General features: G+C 70.5%; 13 protein-coding genes. 5 read left to right on the top strand and 8 right to left on the bottom strand.

What is annotated here, in order from left to right:
- Nucleotide 1: 1 nt before the first annotated feature.
- The gene (locus ACT2CW_RS14360) at nt 2-1,210 is read right to left on the bottom strand and encodes an FAD-dependent monooxygenase (RefSeq protein ID WP_445516838.1); all 1,209 of its coding nucleotides are present in this window, start codon (nt 1,208-1,210) and stop codon (nt 2-4) included.
- Nucleotides 1,211-1,352: 142 nt separating this feature from the next.
- Here ACT2CW_RS14360 and ACT2CW_RS14355 point away from each other — a divergent pair, with 142 nt between their 5' ends.
- A complete protein-coding gene (locus ACT2CW_RS14355; protein WP_445516837.1) occupies nt 1,353-1,865 on the top strand; it encodes a MarR family winged helix-turn-helix transcriptional regulator in 513 nt (170 codons plus the stop codon).
- A gap of 40 nt (nt 1,866-1,905) precedes the next feature.
- Here ACT2CW_RS14355 and ACT2CW_RS14350 read toward each other — a convergent pair whose 3' ends face one another.
- Nucleotides 1,906-3,435: an FAD-dependent oxidoreductase gene (locus ACT2CW_RS14350; RefSeq protein WP_445516836.1), complete on the bottom strand. Its 1,530-nt coding sequence runs from the start codon at nt 3,433-3,435 to the stop codon at nt 1,906-1,908.
- Nucleotides 3,436-3,509: 74 nt separating this feature from the next.
- Between ACT2CW_RS14350 and ACT2CW_RS14345 the strand changes: the two genes are divergently transcribed.
- Nucleotides 3,510-4,214, top strand: coding sequence for a TetR/AcrR family transcriptional regulator (locus tag ACT2CW_RS14345; RefSeq protein WP_445516835.1), 705 nt, complete (start codon nt 3,510-3,512; stop codon nt 4,212-4,214).
- 12 nt (nt 4,215-4,226) lie between these two features.
- Here ACT2CW_RS14345 and ACT2CW_RS14340 read toward each other — a convergent pair whose 3' ends face one another.
- The 5 genes from ACT2CW_RS14340 to ACT2CW_RS14320 form a co-directional block, all read right to left on the bottom strand.
- Nucleotides 4,227-4,700, bottom strand: a complete 474-nt coding sequence (locus ACT2CW_RS14340) for an SRPBCC domain-containing protein (RefSeq protein WP_182473985.1) — start codon at nt 4,698-4,700, stop codon at nt 4,227-4,229.
- Nucleotides 4,701-4,885: 185 nt separating this feature from the next.
- On the bottom strand, nt 4,886-5,632 hold the full coding sequence (locus ACT2CW_RS14335) for a succinate dehydrogenase/fumarate reductase iron-sulfur subunit (protein WP_086886482.1): 747 nt from the start codon (nt 5,630-5,632) through the stop codon (nt 4,886-4,888).
- The gene (locus tag ACT2CW_RS14330) at nt 5,629-7,596 is read right to left on the bottom strand and encodes a fumarate reductase/succinate dehydrogenase flavoprotein subunit (RefSeq protein WP_138912658.1); all 1,968 of its coding nucleotides are present in this window, start codon (nt 7,594-7,596) and stop codon (nt 5,629-5,631) included. Before ACT2CW_RS14330 ends, ACT2CW_RS14335 begins: the two co-directional genes overlap by 4 nt.
- Before the next feature lie 2 nt (nt 7,597-7,598).
- Nucleotides 7,599-8,327 (bottom strand): succinate dehydrogenase, encoded by a 729-nt coding sequence (locus tag ACT2CW_RS14325; protein ID WP_078559621.1) that lies wholly within the window; start codon nt 8,325-8,327, stop codon nt 7,599-7,601.
- Nucleotides 8,328-8,462: 135 nt separating this feature from the next.
- Nucleotides 8,463-9,044, bottom strand: coding sequence for a TetR/AcrR family transcriptional regulator (locus ACT2CW_RS14320; protein ID WP_445516834.1), 582 nt, complete (start codon nt 9,042-9,044; stop codon nt 8,463-8,465).
- Between the two features lie 225 nt (nt 9,045-9,269).
- Here ACT2CW_RS14320 and ACT2CW_RS14315 point away from each other — a divergent pair, with 225 nt between their 5' ends.
- Both ACT2CW_RS14315 and ACT2CW_RS14310 read left to right on the top strand, forming a co-directional pair.
- Nucleotides 9,270-11,096, top strand: coding sequence for a flavin-containing monooxygenase (locus ACT2CW_RS14315; protein WP_445516833.1), 1,827 nt, complete (start codon nt 9,270-9,272; stop codon nt 11,094-11,096).
- Nucleotides 11,097-11,131: 35 nt separating this feature from the next.
- Complete coding sequence (locus ACT2CW_RS14310; protein ID WP_445516832.1) at nt 11,132-12,739, top strand: hypothetical protein; 1,608 nt, start codon at nt 11,132-11,134, stop codon at nt 12,737-12,739.
- Nucleotides 12,740-12,788: 49 nt separating this feature from the next.
- Here the strand turns inward: ACT2CW_RS14310 and ACT2CW_RS14305 are convergent, their stop codons facing one another.
- Complete coding sequence (locus ACT2CW_RS14305; RefSeq protein WP_445516831.1) at nt 12,789-13,751, bottom strand: zinc-dependent alcohol dehydrogenase; 963 nt, start codon at nt 13,749-13,751, stop codon at nt 12,789-12,791.
- 234 nt (nt 13,752-13,985) lie between these two features.
- Here ACT2CW_RS14305 and ACT2CW_RS14300 point away from each other — a divergent pair, with 234 nt between their 5' ends.
- Nucleotides 13,986-14,615, top strand: coding sequence for a malonic semialdehyde reductase (locus tag ACT2CW_RS14300; RefSeq protein ID WP_182473990.1), 630 nt, complete (start codon nt 13,986-13,988; stop codon nt 14,613-14,615).
- Nucleotides 14,616-14,983: the final 368 nt, after the last annotated feature.

The raw sequence follows: 14,983 nt of genomic DNA, 5'->3' as shown, positions 1-14,983 counted from the left end.
CTCACGAGGCGTCGTGGCCGTCGTAGCCGGGGAGGGCCAGCGCCGAATGCACGTCCCGGCCGGCACTGCTGAGCACGGCGGACGGCTCGCGCAGCGCCTTGTTGCGCCGGGCCAGATCCTCGGCGGTGCGAGGGGAGATACCGGCGCTCCCTTCACCGGCGAGGGCCTGGTTCAGCTCCACGAACGACCGCACAGTGCGCTCGTACGCCACGAAGGCGTCGTCGTGGTGGGCGTGTGCGGCCAGCTCACCGGCGAGGACGTACGCGCCGACCAGCGCCAGGCTCGAACCCTGGCCGGAGAAGAACGACGGCGCGTAGGCGGCATCGCCGACGAGGGCGACCCGGCCCGTGGACCACCGTGGCATATGGATCTGGCTGACCACGTCGAAGAAGAGGTCGTCGCTGTCGCGCATGGCGGCGACCATCCGCGGGACCTCCCAGCCGTAGCCGGAGAACACCCCGGCCACGAGGTCGCGCTGGGCGGCGGGGTCGCGGAATGCGGTGAAGGGAGGGTCGGGGCGCAGGAAGCTGAGGAAGGCGTGCACCCGGTCGTCGTCGCGGGGCGCGTAGAGGACGGCGGTCCGGCCCGGGACGTTCCAGGTGAGCCCCTCGTGTGCGAGCCCCAGGTGGTTGGGCATGGTGAACCCGGCGAAGCAGTGATCGAGGTAGCGGTGGTAGCCCTCCTCGGGGCCGAAGGCCAGGCTCCTGGTGTGCGAGTGGATGCCATCGGCGCCGATGACTAGGTCGAAGGTGCGCCGGGCGCCGCCGCGGAAGGTCACGTCCACCCCGCCGTCGTGGTCGTGGAGGGTGGCGATGGAGTCGTTGAAGAGGATCTCGACGTCGTCCCGGATGGCACTGTAGAGGATCTCGGCCAGCTCTCCGCGCGGGATTTCGAGGTCATGGCCTTCCACGCCGCCGGAGATGGCCTCGGGCCGGATGGCGGCTATCGGGTCGCCCTGCTCGTCGAGGAAGGAGATCCGGCGGATGCCGACGTGGGCCTCCCGGAGCCGGGGGAGCACCCCCATCCGCCGGACGACCTCGACGGCGGTGCCGCGGATGTCGATGGGGTAGCCGCCACCGCGCAGCGCCGCCGCCTTCTCGACGAGGGTGACCGCGAAGCCGTACCGGCGGAGCCAGTAGGCCAGCGCGGGACCGGCGATGCTGGCGCCGGAGACCAGGACCGTACGCCGCGGCGTGATGTTGGCGCCCATGGGCGCTCCTCTCCGGCCCTCCCGGGGGAGGGCCCGTCACATACCTAACTCAGGTATCCTTTTTCAAGGCGTGAAAAGCCCCGGGGGTTCGGGGTCGATGAGAAGACTATATACCTAACTTAGGTAGATGTGGAGGCCGGGCATGACCGCCGAGGGACCGGAGGCCGGGCAGGGCGGCGGCGGTGAACACGACCTGCTGGCCATGCTGCCCCGTCTGACGCAGCTCAGCGGCGCCGTGACCCGGGGCCGGGTGGCCGAGCGCGCCATGGAGGCCGCCGGTATATCCGTGGACCGCCCCGCGATGTCGGTGCTGGTCGCCCTGTACGTGGCGGGCACCCCACTGCGGGTGGGGGAGATCGCCGCGCGGTTGCAGGTGGTCGGGCCCCATGTCACCCGGCAGATCAACGAGTTGGCACGGCGGGGGCTGGTCCGCCGGGTCACCGATCCGGACGATCAGCGCGCCCGGCTCATCGAGCCGACCGTCGAGGGGGCCGCCGCGACCGACCGTTATATGCGGACCGTACTCGGCTGGTTCAGCGCCGCCCTCGCCGGCTGGAGCCCCGAGGACCGCGAGGTCTTCGGCCGCCTGCTCGCGCGCTTCATGGACGACCTCACCGCCCATCTGAACGGCTTCGACGACGATCGGGCCGGCTGAGCGGAGGCCCGTACCCCGGATGAGCCGGGCTGACACCGGCCTACGGGGCCTGGGGCAGGGCGGGGCGCAGATAGGCGTCGATGGCCGCGTGATCGTGGGTGCGGATGGCGATGTGCCCGTCGGGGCGGACCAGGACGCACTCGCCGTCGGTGGCGGCGTACGCCCGCCGGGCGTGGCCGCCGGTGTCGGTGATCTCGCCGCCGATGGCCACGGCGCGGACCGAGGGGTGCGGTGGCCGGGGCCGTACCCCGAATCCGTAGAGGGTCCAGTGACCGCCGCGCTGGAGGTCGAACAGCCGCACCCGCCGCCCGTCGGCCCCGTGACAGGGGGCGTCGGGTGCGCGGTCCCCGGCGCTCGGTCCCTCCGCCTCGGCGGACCCGGCAGGGGCGAGCGGCCCGCCACGGTAGGTGTGGCCCAGCTGTAGCATCCGCTCGGTGTCCTCGCCATGCTCGCCGATGCCCTGTCCCATGAGGCGGGAGGACAGGCCGAGTACGGCCGCCGCCACCGGAAGCCGCTCGGCCTGGTAGGTGTCCAGGAGGGACTCGTCGCCGCCGTGGAGCACGGCGGCCAGCTTCCAGCCGATATTGACGGCGTCCTGGACACCGGTGTTCATGCCCTGGCCGCCGGCGGGGGAGTGGATGTGTGCGGCGTCCCCGGCGAGGAAGGCCCGGCCCACGCGGTAGCGGTCGACCATGCGGACGTTCAGTCGCCAGCGCGAGAGCCAGGTGGCCTCGCGCAGCCGCACCGCGTCCGGCCCGATCAGCGTGTCCACGATGCGCTGGAAGGTCTCGAGGGTCGGTTCACCGGTGTCGCCGGGGGCGACGGGCGCCTGGATCTGGAAGGTGTCGGTGGCCGGCAGCGGGCACAGCGCGACCGAACCGCCCTGGGGGCCCTGCCAGATGTGCCAGTGGTCGCGGTCCAGGCCGTCCAGCCGGACATCGCCGAGCAGCATCCGCTCGTCCTCGTCGGTCTCGCCGAGGAACGCGACATCCAGAAGGCGCCGGACTGCCCCGGAGCCGCCGTCGGCGCCGATCACATAGCGGGCCGTGGCGCGCGCACCGTCGGCGAACACCGCCTCGACATGGCCGGTGTGCCGCACCAGATCGGCGACCGGTCTGTTCCACTCCACCGTGGCGCCCAGCTGGTCCAGGCGCTCGCGCAAGGTCTCCTCCACCCGCCACTGCGGGATCAGCAGGGTGCGGGCATACGGGCTGTCGGGCGTCGGTTCGGCGTCGCCGCTGAGGTCGACGTCCTGGAAGGTGCCGTCGGCGTTGTGGAACCGGACCGGCAGACGGAAGCGGCCGAGGGCGATCAGGCGCCCGGCCACCCCGAGGTTGTCCAGGACTTCCAGGGTGCGTGGTTGCAGGCCCTTGCCGCGTGAGCCGTTGAAGGGGGCGGTGGCCTTGTCGACGACGCGGACGCTGACGCCGCGCCGGGCGAGTTCGCAGGCGGCGGTGAGGCCGGTCGGACCGGCGCCCACGACCAGCACATCACAGTCGGGGGCGGGGGCGGTGGTGTTGTCCATGGTGGCGCTCCGGGGGTCGGGGCGGTGCGGGGCCGTGGAGGGCATGCGTCGAGTACGAGGTACGGGTCATGTACGACGTACGCAACGAGTACAGCGTACGCTAGCGTACGATCCTGTCCATGGTGAACTGGGAGAAGGCCGCGCAACCGGCGAAGGCGGCGCGAGCCGCCCTGTCCTACGAGGTCATCGCGACCGCCGCCATCGAGGTCGCGGACGGCCAAGGGCTCGACGCGGTGACCATGCGGAAGGTCGCCGAGCACATCGGCGCGGGCGCCATGTCTCTCTATCGCTATGTCGACAGCCGTGACGACCTGATCACCCTCATGGTCGACCGGGTCAGCGCCGAGGCCACCGCCCCGCCCCCGACCGGCGACTGGCGTGCCGATCTCACCGCAGCGGCCCACCGAATCCGCCAGGTGACCCTGCGCCACCCCTGGCTGGCCCGACACGCCCTCAACGCCGAGGACTTCGGGCCGGGCACGCTGGCGATGACGGAGTCCACCCTGGCCCTCCTGGACGGCCATGGGCTGGACAGCGGAGAGATGCTCGACGCCTGGCGGACCCTGCTCGCGTTCGTCCAGGGTCATGCCTTCGCCGAGGCCCGCCGGCACGAGGCCCGACAGCGCCGGGCCGACGAGAGCGAGACCGCAGCGCCCGGGCCGTCGTTCTTGGACAAGGCCGCCGAGAGCGGCGAGTACCCGCTCTCCACGCGTGCCCTGCGGGAGGCACCCCGGCCCACCGATCCGCGGGACGCCTTCGACCGCCGCCTGGGCCATGTGCTCGACGGCCTGGCCCAGGCGTTCTTCGAGCGCGGCCGGCGGTAGCCGCGGGACCTCCTACCGAGGTGCCCGGCCCGTCTCGACCAGCTCGGCCAGCTTGTCCAGGGCCATGCGCTGCCCCAGCTCGTTGTCGGCGGCCGGTACGGCGTCGGGGATCCCCTCGTGCAGGAGGTGGACGTCCGTGCCGCCGCCCGCCGCGTCGGTGAGCGTGGTCGTCATCGTCATCGTGGAGCGCAGGGCGGGGTCCGCGGTCTCGAACTCGAGCACCTCGACCACCTGCTCGTCCGGCACCAGCCGGGTGAAGCGGCCGTGGTAGGTGTCCGTATGGCCGCCCGACTTGCCGGCGCTCGCCGGGTCGTCGTAGACGAGGGAGATACGGAAGGCGCCCCCTTCGCGGGGGTCGAACTCGTGCACCCGGCTGGTCATGCCCTCGGGCACCCGCCAGGCCGCGACGGCGCTCGCGTCGAGGAGCGCCCGGTAGACGGCGGAGCGCGGGGCGTTCACCCGGCGGGAGAGTCGCATGGTGTACATGCGCTCAACCTAGCGGCCCGGTGGCGGGTATGTGATCCCCTGCCACCGGAGCCACCGCCCGGATGTGCGGGCGGCGGCGGAGGTCTAGCGTCCGGAAAGACCTCCGCCGCCTGGACACCCCATCCACGGAGCGTTGTCGAGGGGTGCCGTTCTGGGGGAGTGGGATCAGCGCTTGACCTTCTGGGTCAGCGCTTGACCTTGCGGGTCGCTCGCAGCCACTCCTTGTTCATCGCGGTGATGGAGAACAGCGGGATGCCCTTGGGGCAGGCCGTGGCGCACTCACCGGTGAGGGTGCAGCCGCCGAAGCCCTCGGCGTCCATCTGGGCCACCATGTCCAGCACCCGGGTCTCCCGCTCCGGAGAGCCCTGGGGCAGCACATTGAGATGGTTGACCTTGGCCGAGGTGAACAGCATCGCCGCGCCGTTCGGGCAGGCCGCCACGCAGGCGCCGCAGCCGATGCACTCGGCGTGCTCGAACGCGTAGTCCGCGTCCGCCTTGGGCACCGGAGTGGCGTGTGCCTCCGGCGCGGCCCCGGTCGGGGCGGTGATGTAGCCACCGGCCTGGATCACCCGGTCGAACGCGGAGCGGTCCACCACCAGGTCCTTGATGACCGGGAAGGCGGAGGCGCGCCACGGCTCGATGTCGATGGTGTCGCCGTCCTGGAAGGACCGCATATGGAGCTGGCAGGTGGTGGTGCGCTCCGGACCGTGGGCGTCACCGTTGATCACCAGGCTGCACGCACCGCAGATGCCCTCGCGGCAGTCGTGGTCGAAGGCCACCGGCTCGTCGCCCTTGACGATGAGCTCCTCGTTGAGGACGTCGAGCATCTCGAGGAAGGACATGTCCTGGGAGACGCCGTCGAGCTCGTAGGTGGCCATGGCACCGGGGGTGTCGGGGTTCTTCTGGCGCCAGACGCGCAGGGTGAGCTTCATGCGTAGCTCCGCTGAGTGGGGTGGACGTAGTCGAAGGTCAGCTGCTCCTTGTGGAGCACGGGGGCGGCGCCGGTGTCGGTGAACTCCCAGGCCGCGGCGTAGGAGAACTCCTCGTCCCGGCGGGCCGCCTCACCGTCGGGGGTCTGGGACTCCTCGCGGAAGTGGCCGCCGCAGGACTCGGCCCGGTGCAGGGCGTCCAGGCACATCAGCTCGGCCAGCTCCAGATAGTCCACGATCCGGTTGGCCTTCTCCAGCGACTGGTTGAACTCCTCACCGGTGCCCGGCACCTTGAGCCGCCGCCAGAACTCCTCGCGGATCTGCGGGATGCGGTCCAGCGCCTTGCGCAGCCCCTCGTCGGTGCGGGCCATGCCGCAGAACTCCCAGACCAGCTCGCCGATCTCGCGGTGGAAGGAGTCGGGGGTGCGGTCGCCGTCCACGGCCAGCAGCCTGGCCAGCCGGTCCTCGGTCTCGCGCACCGCCTCGACGGCCGCCGGGTGCGAGGCGTCGACCTCGTCCTTGTGCGGGTTGCGGGCCAGATAGTCGTTGATGGTCGAGGGCAGGACGAAGTAGCCGTCGGCCAGGCCCTGCATCAGCGCGGAGGCGCCGAGCCGGTTGGCGCCGTGGTCGGAGAAGTTGGCCTCGCCGATCGCGAACAGCCCCGGCACGGTGGTCTGGAGGTCGTAGTCGACCCACAGCCCGCCCATCGTGTAGTGGATCGCGGGGTAGATGCGCATCGGGACCTCGTACGGGTTCTCCGCCGTGATCCGCTCGTACATGTCGAAGAGGTTGCCGTACTTCTCCTCGACCGCCTTGCGCCCCATCCGGGCGATGGCGTCGGCGAAGTCCAGATACACGCCCTGGCCACCGGGGCCGACGCCACGGCCCTCGTCGCAGACGTTCTTCGCGGCGCGGGAGGCGATGTCGCGCGGCACCAGATTGCCGAACGACGGATAGATCCGCTCCAGGTAGTAGTCGCGCTCGTCCTCGGGGATCTCGGCCGCCGGACGGGTGTCGCCCTTCGCCTTGGGCACCCAGATCCGGCCGTCGTTGCGCAGCGACTCGCTCATCAGGGTCAGCTTCGACTGGTGGTCCCCGGAGCGCGGGATGCAGGTCGGGTGGATCTGGGTGAAGCAGGGGTTGGCGAAGTACGCGCCGCGCCGGTGCGCCCGCCAGACGGCGGTCGCGTTGGAGTTCATGGCGTTCGTCGACAGATAGAAGACGTTGCCGTAGCCACCGCTGGCCAGCACCACCGCGTCGGCGAAGTACGTGGAGATCTTGCCGGTCACCAGATCGCGGGCGACGATGCCACGCGCCCGCCCGTCGACCACGATCAGGTCCAGCATCTCGGTGCGGGCGTGCATCTCCACATTGCCCGCCGCGATCTGGCGGGACAGCGCCTGGTAGGCGCCGAGCAGCAGCTGCTGGCCCGTCTGGCCGCGGGCGTAGAAGGTGCGGGAGACCTGCACACCGCCGAAGGAGCGGGTGTCCAGCAGACCGCCGTACTCCCGGGCGAACGGCACGCCCTGGGCCACGCACTGGTCGATGATCTCCACCGAGATCTGCGCCAGGCGGTGGACATTGGACTCGCGGGCGCGGAAGTCGCCGCCCTTGACGGTGTCGTAGAACAGCCGGTGGATCGAGTCGCCGTCGTTGCGGTAGTTCTTCGCCGCGTTGATCCCGCCCTGGGCGGCGATGGAGTGGGCCCGGCGCGGCGAGTCCTGGTAGCAGAACTGGACCACGTGGTAGCCCTGCTCGGCCAGGGTGGCGCCGGCGGCGCCACCGGCCAGCCCGGTGCCCACCACGATGATGGTGTGCTTGCGGCGGTTGGCGGGGTTGACCAGCTTGGCCTCGAAGCGGCGGGTGTCCCAGCGCTCGTTGACCGGCCCGGAGGGGGCCCGCTCGTCCTGGATCGGCTCGCCGACGGTGTACTCGGTGTATTCGCTGTACTCGCTGTACGAGGTCATGGTCAGCTCACCACTCCGGTCATGACACCGACGGGTATGGAGATGAACCCGGCGGTGAGAACGACGGCCAGGGCGTTGGCGATGGCCTTGAGGGCACGGTCACGGGTGTGGTTGCCCGCGCCGAGGGTCTGCGCGGCGCTCCAGAAGCCGTGCCGGACGTGCATGCCCATGGCCAGCATCGCCACGATGTAGATGACGTTCCCGTACCAGGTGGAGAAGGTGTCCACCACGTTCTGGTACGGATGGCCCTCCTGGAATCCGCCGGAGTGGGTGGTGCCGGTGGTGAGGTCCAGGATGTGCCAGACGATGAACAGGCCCAGGATCACCCCGCCCCAGCGCATGGTGCGGGTGGCATAGCTCATCCGTGGCTTGGTGTGGACGTACTTCTGCGGGCGGGCCTTGATGTCGCGCCGACTCAGCTGGTAGGCGGACACGGCGTGCAGGACCACCGCGGCCAGGAGGACGAGCCGGGCGATCCACAGGCCCCACTCATGGTGCAGAACGGGGGCTCCCATGACCCGCAGCCAGTGTCCGTAGGCGTTGAACTCCCCGGGGCCGAAGAAGATCTTCATGTTTCCGAGCAGGTGGGCGCAGAGGTAGCCGATCATGATCAGACCGGTCACGCCCATGACGATCTTCTTGCCGAGGGTCGATTGCCAGAAATTGAGCGCCATGGACGGCCGCCGCTCCGCCCGCGTCGGACGCTGCTCCGGCCGCGTTGTCAATGCCATGAACACGACGGTAGAACCGGGCGGGTCAAAAGGGCCAAGATATGATTCTGATCATCTCGATAGACGCTGCCTATCGAGGGCCGCTCGGATCCGGCCACGCTTGCCGTCGCGGCCCGCGCGGCCAGGGAAAACCGGTCAGCGGAAGCCCTCGCGGGTGATGGCGAGCGCCTGCCGGAGGAGGTCCACGACGTCGCGCTCGCGGCGCTCGAGCGCCGTCTGCCCGACGACACGGAAGGCGGCGAGGAGGGTCGCGGCGAGGATCTGGGCCCGCAGGGGGGTGTCCGGTCCGGCGGGGAGGCGTTCCTCGACGGCCATGGCGAGATCGCGTTCGGCGGCGGCGTAGGTGGCGACCAGCTCGGGCAGCAGCGCCGGGTGCAGGCGCAGGCTCCGGTAGCGCTCCTCCTGCTCCGGATCGGCCGCGAACTCGGTGCAGTGCTGCTCGGCGGCGCCGATGACCGCCGCCGTCAGGGATTCCCGGGCCGGGCGGGCGCGGATGAGCTCGACCAGCCGGACCGTGCGCGCCCGGTCGTGGTGCAGCAGCGCCTGCTCCTTGCTCGCGAAGTAGTTGGAGAAGGTGCGCCGGGAGACGGTGGCGGCGTCGGCGATGGCCTCCACCGTGAGGCTCTCGACGCCGTGCTCGGCGGCGAGGAGCACGGCGGCGTCGTGGAGTGATTGGCGGGTCGCCGCCTTCTTGCGCTCACGCAGACCGGTAGTCATCCCCGCTGAGCATACGGGAGAAGGCCGATTCTTTCCCGTTGGGCAATCTTGCGCACTGGGAACGTTTCTGTGAGGCTGAGCCGGCGTCGCCGATCAGTCGCCGTCGCCGGACAGTCAGTCGCCGACCGATCAGCCGCCGGTCAACGCCACCCCGGATGGCATCCGAGCTCCGGACGGCATCCGAGCCCCGCACACCTTCCGACGCCAGAGGTCCGAGGACGCCCTATGCCCACCCCCCACCGCCCGCCCACCGCCACCACCTCCATGGACCCCGAGGAGCTGGGATTCGACCCGGACGCCTTACGGGCGAAGTACCGGGCCGAGCGCGACCGCCGGATCCGCCCCGACGGCAACAAGCAATACCGGCGCATGGCCGGGGAGTTCGGCTCGTACGCACAAGACCCGTATGTGGAGCCGGGGTTCACCCGGGAGCCGCTGCGCGACCGGGTCGAGGTGCTGATCATCGGGGGCGGATTCGGCGGTCTGCTCGCCGGTGCGCGGCTGCGGCAGGCCGGTGTGCGGGAGATCCGCGTGATCGAGCAGGGCGGGGACTTCGGCGGGACCTGGTACTGGAACCGCTATCCGGGTGTCCAGTGCGATATCGAGTCCTACGTCTATATGCCCCTGCTCGAGGAGGTCGGCTACGTACCACGGTGGCGCTATGCGCCCGGCGAGGAGATCAGACAGCACGCACGGGCGATCGGACGCCACTTCGACCTCTACCGCGATGTCCACTTCCAGACTCAGGTGACCGAACTCCGCTGGGACGACAGCGAGTTGGAGTGGACCGTGCACACCGACCGGGACGACCGCATCCGGGCGCGCTATGTGGTCATCTCCAGTGGAACACTCAGCCGGGCCAAACTCCCCGGCATCCCCGGGATCGAGACCTTCCAGGGGCATACGTTCCACACGAGCCGCTGGGACTACGACTACACCGGCGGCGACGCGAGCGGTGGTCTGCGCAAACTGGCCGACAAGCGCGTGGCCCTCATCGGCACCGGCGCGACCGCCATCCAGGTCGTGCCACATCTGGGGCGGGACGCCGAGCAGCTGTATGTGTTCCAGCGCACGCCGTCCTCGGTCGATGTGCGCGGCAACCGCCCCACCGATGAGGGCTGGGCCGCGTCGCTCACACCCGGCTGGCAGCGGCGCCGCAGGGACAACTTCCTCGCCGTCGTCACCGGTGGTCAGGCGGACGAGGACCTGGTGGGCGACGGCTGGACGAGCACCGCGCGGTTGCAGCAGAAGCTCATTCCGAGCGACAGCTACGCCGACCTCCCGCCCCAGGAGCGCGAACGCCTCTACGAGCTCGCCGACTTCCAGAAGATGAACGGGATCCGCGACCGGGTGGACTCCATCGTCGAGAACACGGCGACGGCCGAGGCCCTCAAGCCCTGGTACCGCTATATGTGCAAGCGCCCCACGTTCAGCGACACCTATCTGGACACCTTCAACCGGCCCAATGTCACGCTCGTGGACACCGCCGACCACGGGGGAGTCGAGCGCATCACCGAGAAGGCGGTCGTGGTCGGAGGGACCGAGTACGAGGTCGACTGCGTCATCTTCGCCACCGGCTTCGAGGTCGGCGTCTCCGGGGTCACCTCCGGACTCCTCCCGGTGCACGGCCGGGGCGGTGTCACCCTGACCGAAGCCTGGAGCGGCGGCCCGAAGACCCTGCACGGCTTCTACAGCCACGGCTTCCCCAACCTCTTCCAGCTCGGCCCGTTACAGAACGCCAGCTCGGTCAACTATGTGCACATCCTCGATGAGCAGGCCGTCCATGTCGCCGAGGTGCTCGCGGAGGCGCGCAAGCGCGGGGCCCGCTATGTCGAGCCGACCGCCGAGGCCGAGTCGGCGTGGCGCGCCACCATCCGTGAGAAGGCGGCGGACCTGTACGCCTTCCATGCCGAGTGCACCCCCGGCTACTACAACAACGAGGGCATGCCGAGGGAGCGCAGCGAGTCCTTCGGCGACGGGCCCATCGCCTTCCACGAACTGCTCAGGCGCTGGCGCGCGGACGGCGGCATGGACGACGTCCTGGTCCCCTGACGCCGATGTGTGCCACTTACGTACAAGGAGCGACGATGCACCCCAGCCGGTTCGACGACACGGGCCGTACGCGGGCCACGAGCGACCGTCTGGAGGTGCGACGACTCACCCGGGCGAACCGGCTGTGGGGTTCCAACGGCGTCACCTTCGGCCCCGACGGGCGGCTGTACGTGGCGCAGTTCCTCGGCGGGCAGATCAGCGCCGTGGACCCGGCCTCGGGTGACATCGAGGTGGTGGTGCCGCTCGACGGTCCGGTGGAGGCCCCGGACGATCTGGCCTTCGGGGCGGACGGCTCGATGTACATCGCCGATCTGACCCCCGGCCGGGTGTGGCGGCGCGGCTCCGAGGGCGAGTACACGCTCGTCTCCGACCAGGTGTCGGTGCCCAACGGCATCACCTGCGTCGGCGACCGCCTCTTCGTCAACGAGATGAGGATGAACGGCCGCCTGATGGAGCTCTTCCCGGACGGCGGCGATCCGACGGTGCTGACCGACGGCCTGGCCCTGGGCAACGCGATGCAACTCGGCCCGGACGGCTGTCTGTACTACCCGCAGATGATGCGCGACCAGGTCTGGCGGATCCCGCCCGACGGCGGGGTGCCCGAGCTGGTGGCCGAGGAGGTGGACGACCCGGTCGCGGTGCGGTTCGACCGGGGTGGCGTCCTCGTCGTCCTGTCCCGTGGCAGGGCCGGGCTGGTGACCCGTATCGATCTCGACACCGGGGCCCGGTCGGTCGTCACCACCGGCGTCGTGGGGCTGGACAACGCCGCGTTCGACCACGAGAACCGCATGTTCGTGTCCAGCTTCGCCAGTGGCGGGATCGCGGAGGTGCACACCGACGGCCGGACCCGGGTGGTGGTACCGCAGGGGTTCGACGGGCCCTTCGGCATCACGGTCGACCTCGGTGGCACGGTGTACGCGGCCGACCACTTCCGGCTGGCGAGCCCCGATGCCACCGGCCATGACGGGCAGGAGCCCGGTGTCACCACCCATGAGCTGATGTACGCCGTGCACAACGTCACCGCCGACGACGGGCTGTTGCACCTCACGTCACAACTCGGCGATGTACGCACCCACGACCCCGTGAGCATGACCACGCGGGTGCGCGCGACCGGGCTGGACCAGCCCACCGGAATCGCCGTAGCGCCGGACGGCGCCCTCGTGGTCGCCGAGACCGGTGCCGGCCGCGTCCTGCGCATCGATGACACCGACACGGCCGGCGTGCTCGCCGAGGGACTCGGCCACCCCTTGGACATCGCCTTCGACGGCCGAGGGCGCTGCTATGTGAGCGACGACCGGCGTGGTGCGGTGCTCCGGCTGGAGGACGGCGAGGCCGTGGTCGTGGCGGACGGGCTCGGCGAACCGCAGGGGCTGGCCGTGCGCGGCGACGAGCTGTTCACGGTGGAGGTCGCGCACCGGCGGCTGCGGGCGATCTCGCTCGCCACGGGCGAGAGCAGGATCGACGCCGAGGATCTGGCGGTCGGCCTGCCGCCCGGGATCACGCGCACCGAACCTAAGCCGATTCCCGGAGTCCCCGGCCGTCCGCGCCAGTTCGCCGGGCTCGCCGTCGCGCCGGACGGGGCCCTCCTCGTATCGGCCAACGGGGAGGGGAGCGTGCTGCGTCTGGACGCGCCTGCCGGGTGAGCCGGCCGGTCCGGCCGCCGCTCGGGCGCCTCAGGACAGCTCGGGCGCCTCAGGACAGATCGACCCACACCTTTCCCGACGCGGTGTACGCCGCGGTGAATGCCTCCTGTACGTCGTCGAGGGGGTAACCGTCGCTGACCACGGCGCCGAGCCGGGGCGGGGCCTCGGACTCCAGGGCGCCGACGGTCTGTGCGAAGTCCACCGGGTGGTCGTAGATCATGCTCCCGATGAGGGTGATCTGGCCCGCCACCAGATCGCGCGGCGAGACCCCGAGCGGGGCGGTGTTCATCCCGATCAGTACGGCGGTGCCGTGCTTGGCGAGCCGTCGCAGCCCCTGCTCGACGACGCCGGGGGCTCCGGAGGTCTCGAAGAGACAGGGCAGTCCGTCCACGTCCGGCGGCAAGGGCGTGGCGCCGAGGGAGCACGCGCGGTCGAGCCGGGCCTTGTTGGGCTCCTGGACGAACACCGTCACCCCGTGCCCCACCAGCGCCTGGCACAGCAGCAGACCCTGGGAACCGGCCCCGATCACCAGGCAGCTCTGCCCCGGTGCGATCCCCGACCGCCGCATCGCCGCCCGTGCCACCGTCGCGGGTTCCACACAGACCAGGTCCTCGAGGGGCAGATGCGCGGCGACCGGCCATACGAACGCGGCCGGGACGACCACGTAGTCACTCAGCAGACCGGGCACGGTCAGCCCAACGGCGGCCCGTCCCGCACAGGCCGACGTCCGCCCGGCGCGGCAGGGTTCGCACGTCAGACAGCAGTAGTCCGGCTCGATGACCACGTCCTGGCCGATCTGCGGACCGCTGACCTCACGGCCCAGCTCGACGATCCGCCCCGTCCCCTCGTGGCCCAGGATCCAGGGCAGGCTCGGTGGCCGCCGGCGTCCCGTGTGCACCGCGAGATCGGAGCCGCACAGCCCCGTGCCCCGCATACGGATCAGCACATCCCCCGGTCCGCAGGACGGCTCCGGCACGGACACCACGGACAGCGCGCCGGGCTCGGTCAGCACGGCGGCCCTCAAGGGGCGGCCCTCAAGGGAACGCCTGCTTTCCGATGTGACGTGCGGTCGGCATCATGCCAAGAGCGTGCCACACATGATCCGCGCGGCGGTAGACCACACCACCTGCCCCACGCGACCGGCCCGCGCGACCGGCCCACCTGACCGAGTCCCCGGCCACCGCACACCTCGTACGCGTACGCTGTGGGCGCAATCGCCCTACCTGAGTAAGGAGTTGGAACGGCCATGTCGGACAGCACCCTGGCCCCCGATATCGATCAGGCCCTGTACGCACTCTCACCCGAGGGGCGGGAACTTCTCTTCACCGAGGCCAAGACGGCCTATGACTTCAGCGACAAGCCGGTGGGCGACGACCGTCTGCGGGCCATCTACGAACTGTTCAAATGGGCTCCGACGTCGGCGAATATCAATCCGCTGCGCATTCTGTACGTACGCACCGAGGAAGGAAAGCAGCGGCTGCTGCCCGGGGTGGCGCAGCCCAATCAGGAGCAGACCGCCTCGGCCCCGGTCACCGCGGTGCTCGCCGCGGACACCCGTTACCCGGAGTATGTGCCGTTCCTGGCGCCGTCCAACCCGCAGTTACAGCAGATGCTGGAGGCCAACCAGGAACTGCGCGAGTCCCACATGGACTTCAACGCGGTACTCCAGGCGGGCTACTTCGTACTGGCCGTCCGCGCGGCGGGGCTGGCGGCCGGGCCGATGAAGGGATTCAACGCCGAGGCGATCGACAAGGAGTTCTTCCCCGATGGCCGGTGGCGGTCGCTCCTGTTGGTCAACATCGGCTACCCGAGCCCCGAAGCCTTCCGGGACCGGCTGCCGCGCCCCTCGTACGAGCAGGCGGTCCAGCTGGTCTGACACCAGCGGAGTGATGTGAGGCGCCCACCTCCATGGGATCAGGCCACCTCAGCCGCGGTGACCTGATCCCCCTTCGCGCCGGGCGGGGAACCCGTCCGCATGGGCCGGTCTCGCCCAGCGGCGGCACGCCGACCCCCCGTACGCGGAACCCAGCAAGCACCGTCGACTTTCGGCCCAATCACCGACCCCACCCCCTCGCCCATACCGTCCGTACGGTGCCTTCCCACGGCGACGAGGGCCACGTAGCATCGGCCGAAAAGTACGGCGTGATCGTTTCGTGATATACAACTCACTCGCTTGACAGTGCGGTGCGCCGGGACCTACGCATAGGACCCGAAAGTGCCCCCTACCCGGTGCATGTCGCCCCC

It is taken from the genome of Streptomyces sp. NEAU-174 (assembly GCF_052665095.1).
The sequence above is the reverse complement of the archived record's forward strand: the minus strand, read 5'-3'. Positions and strand labels throughout refer to the sequence as shown.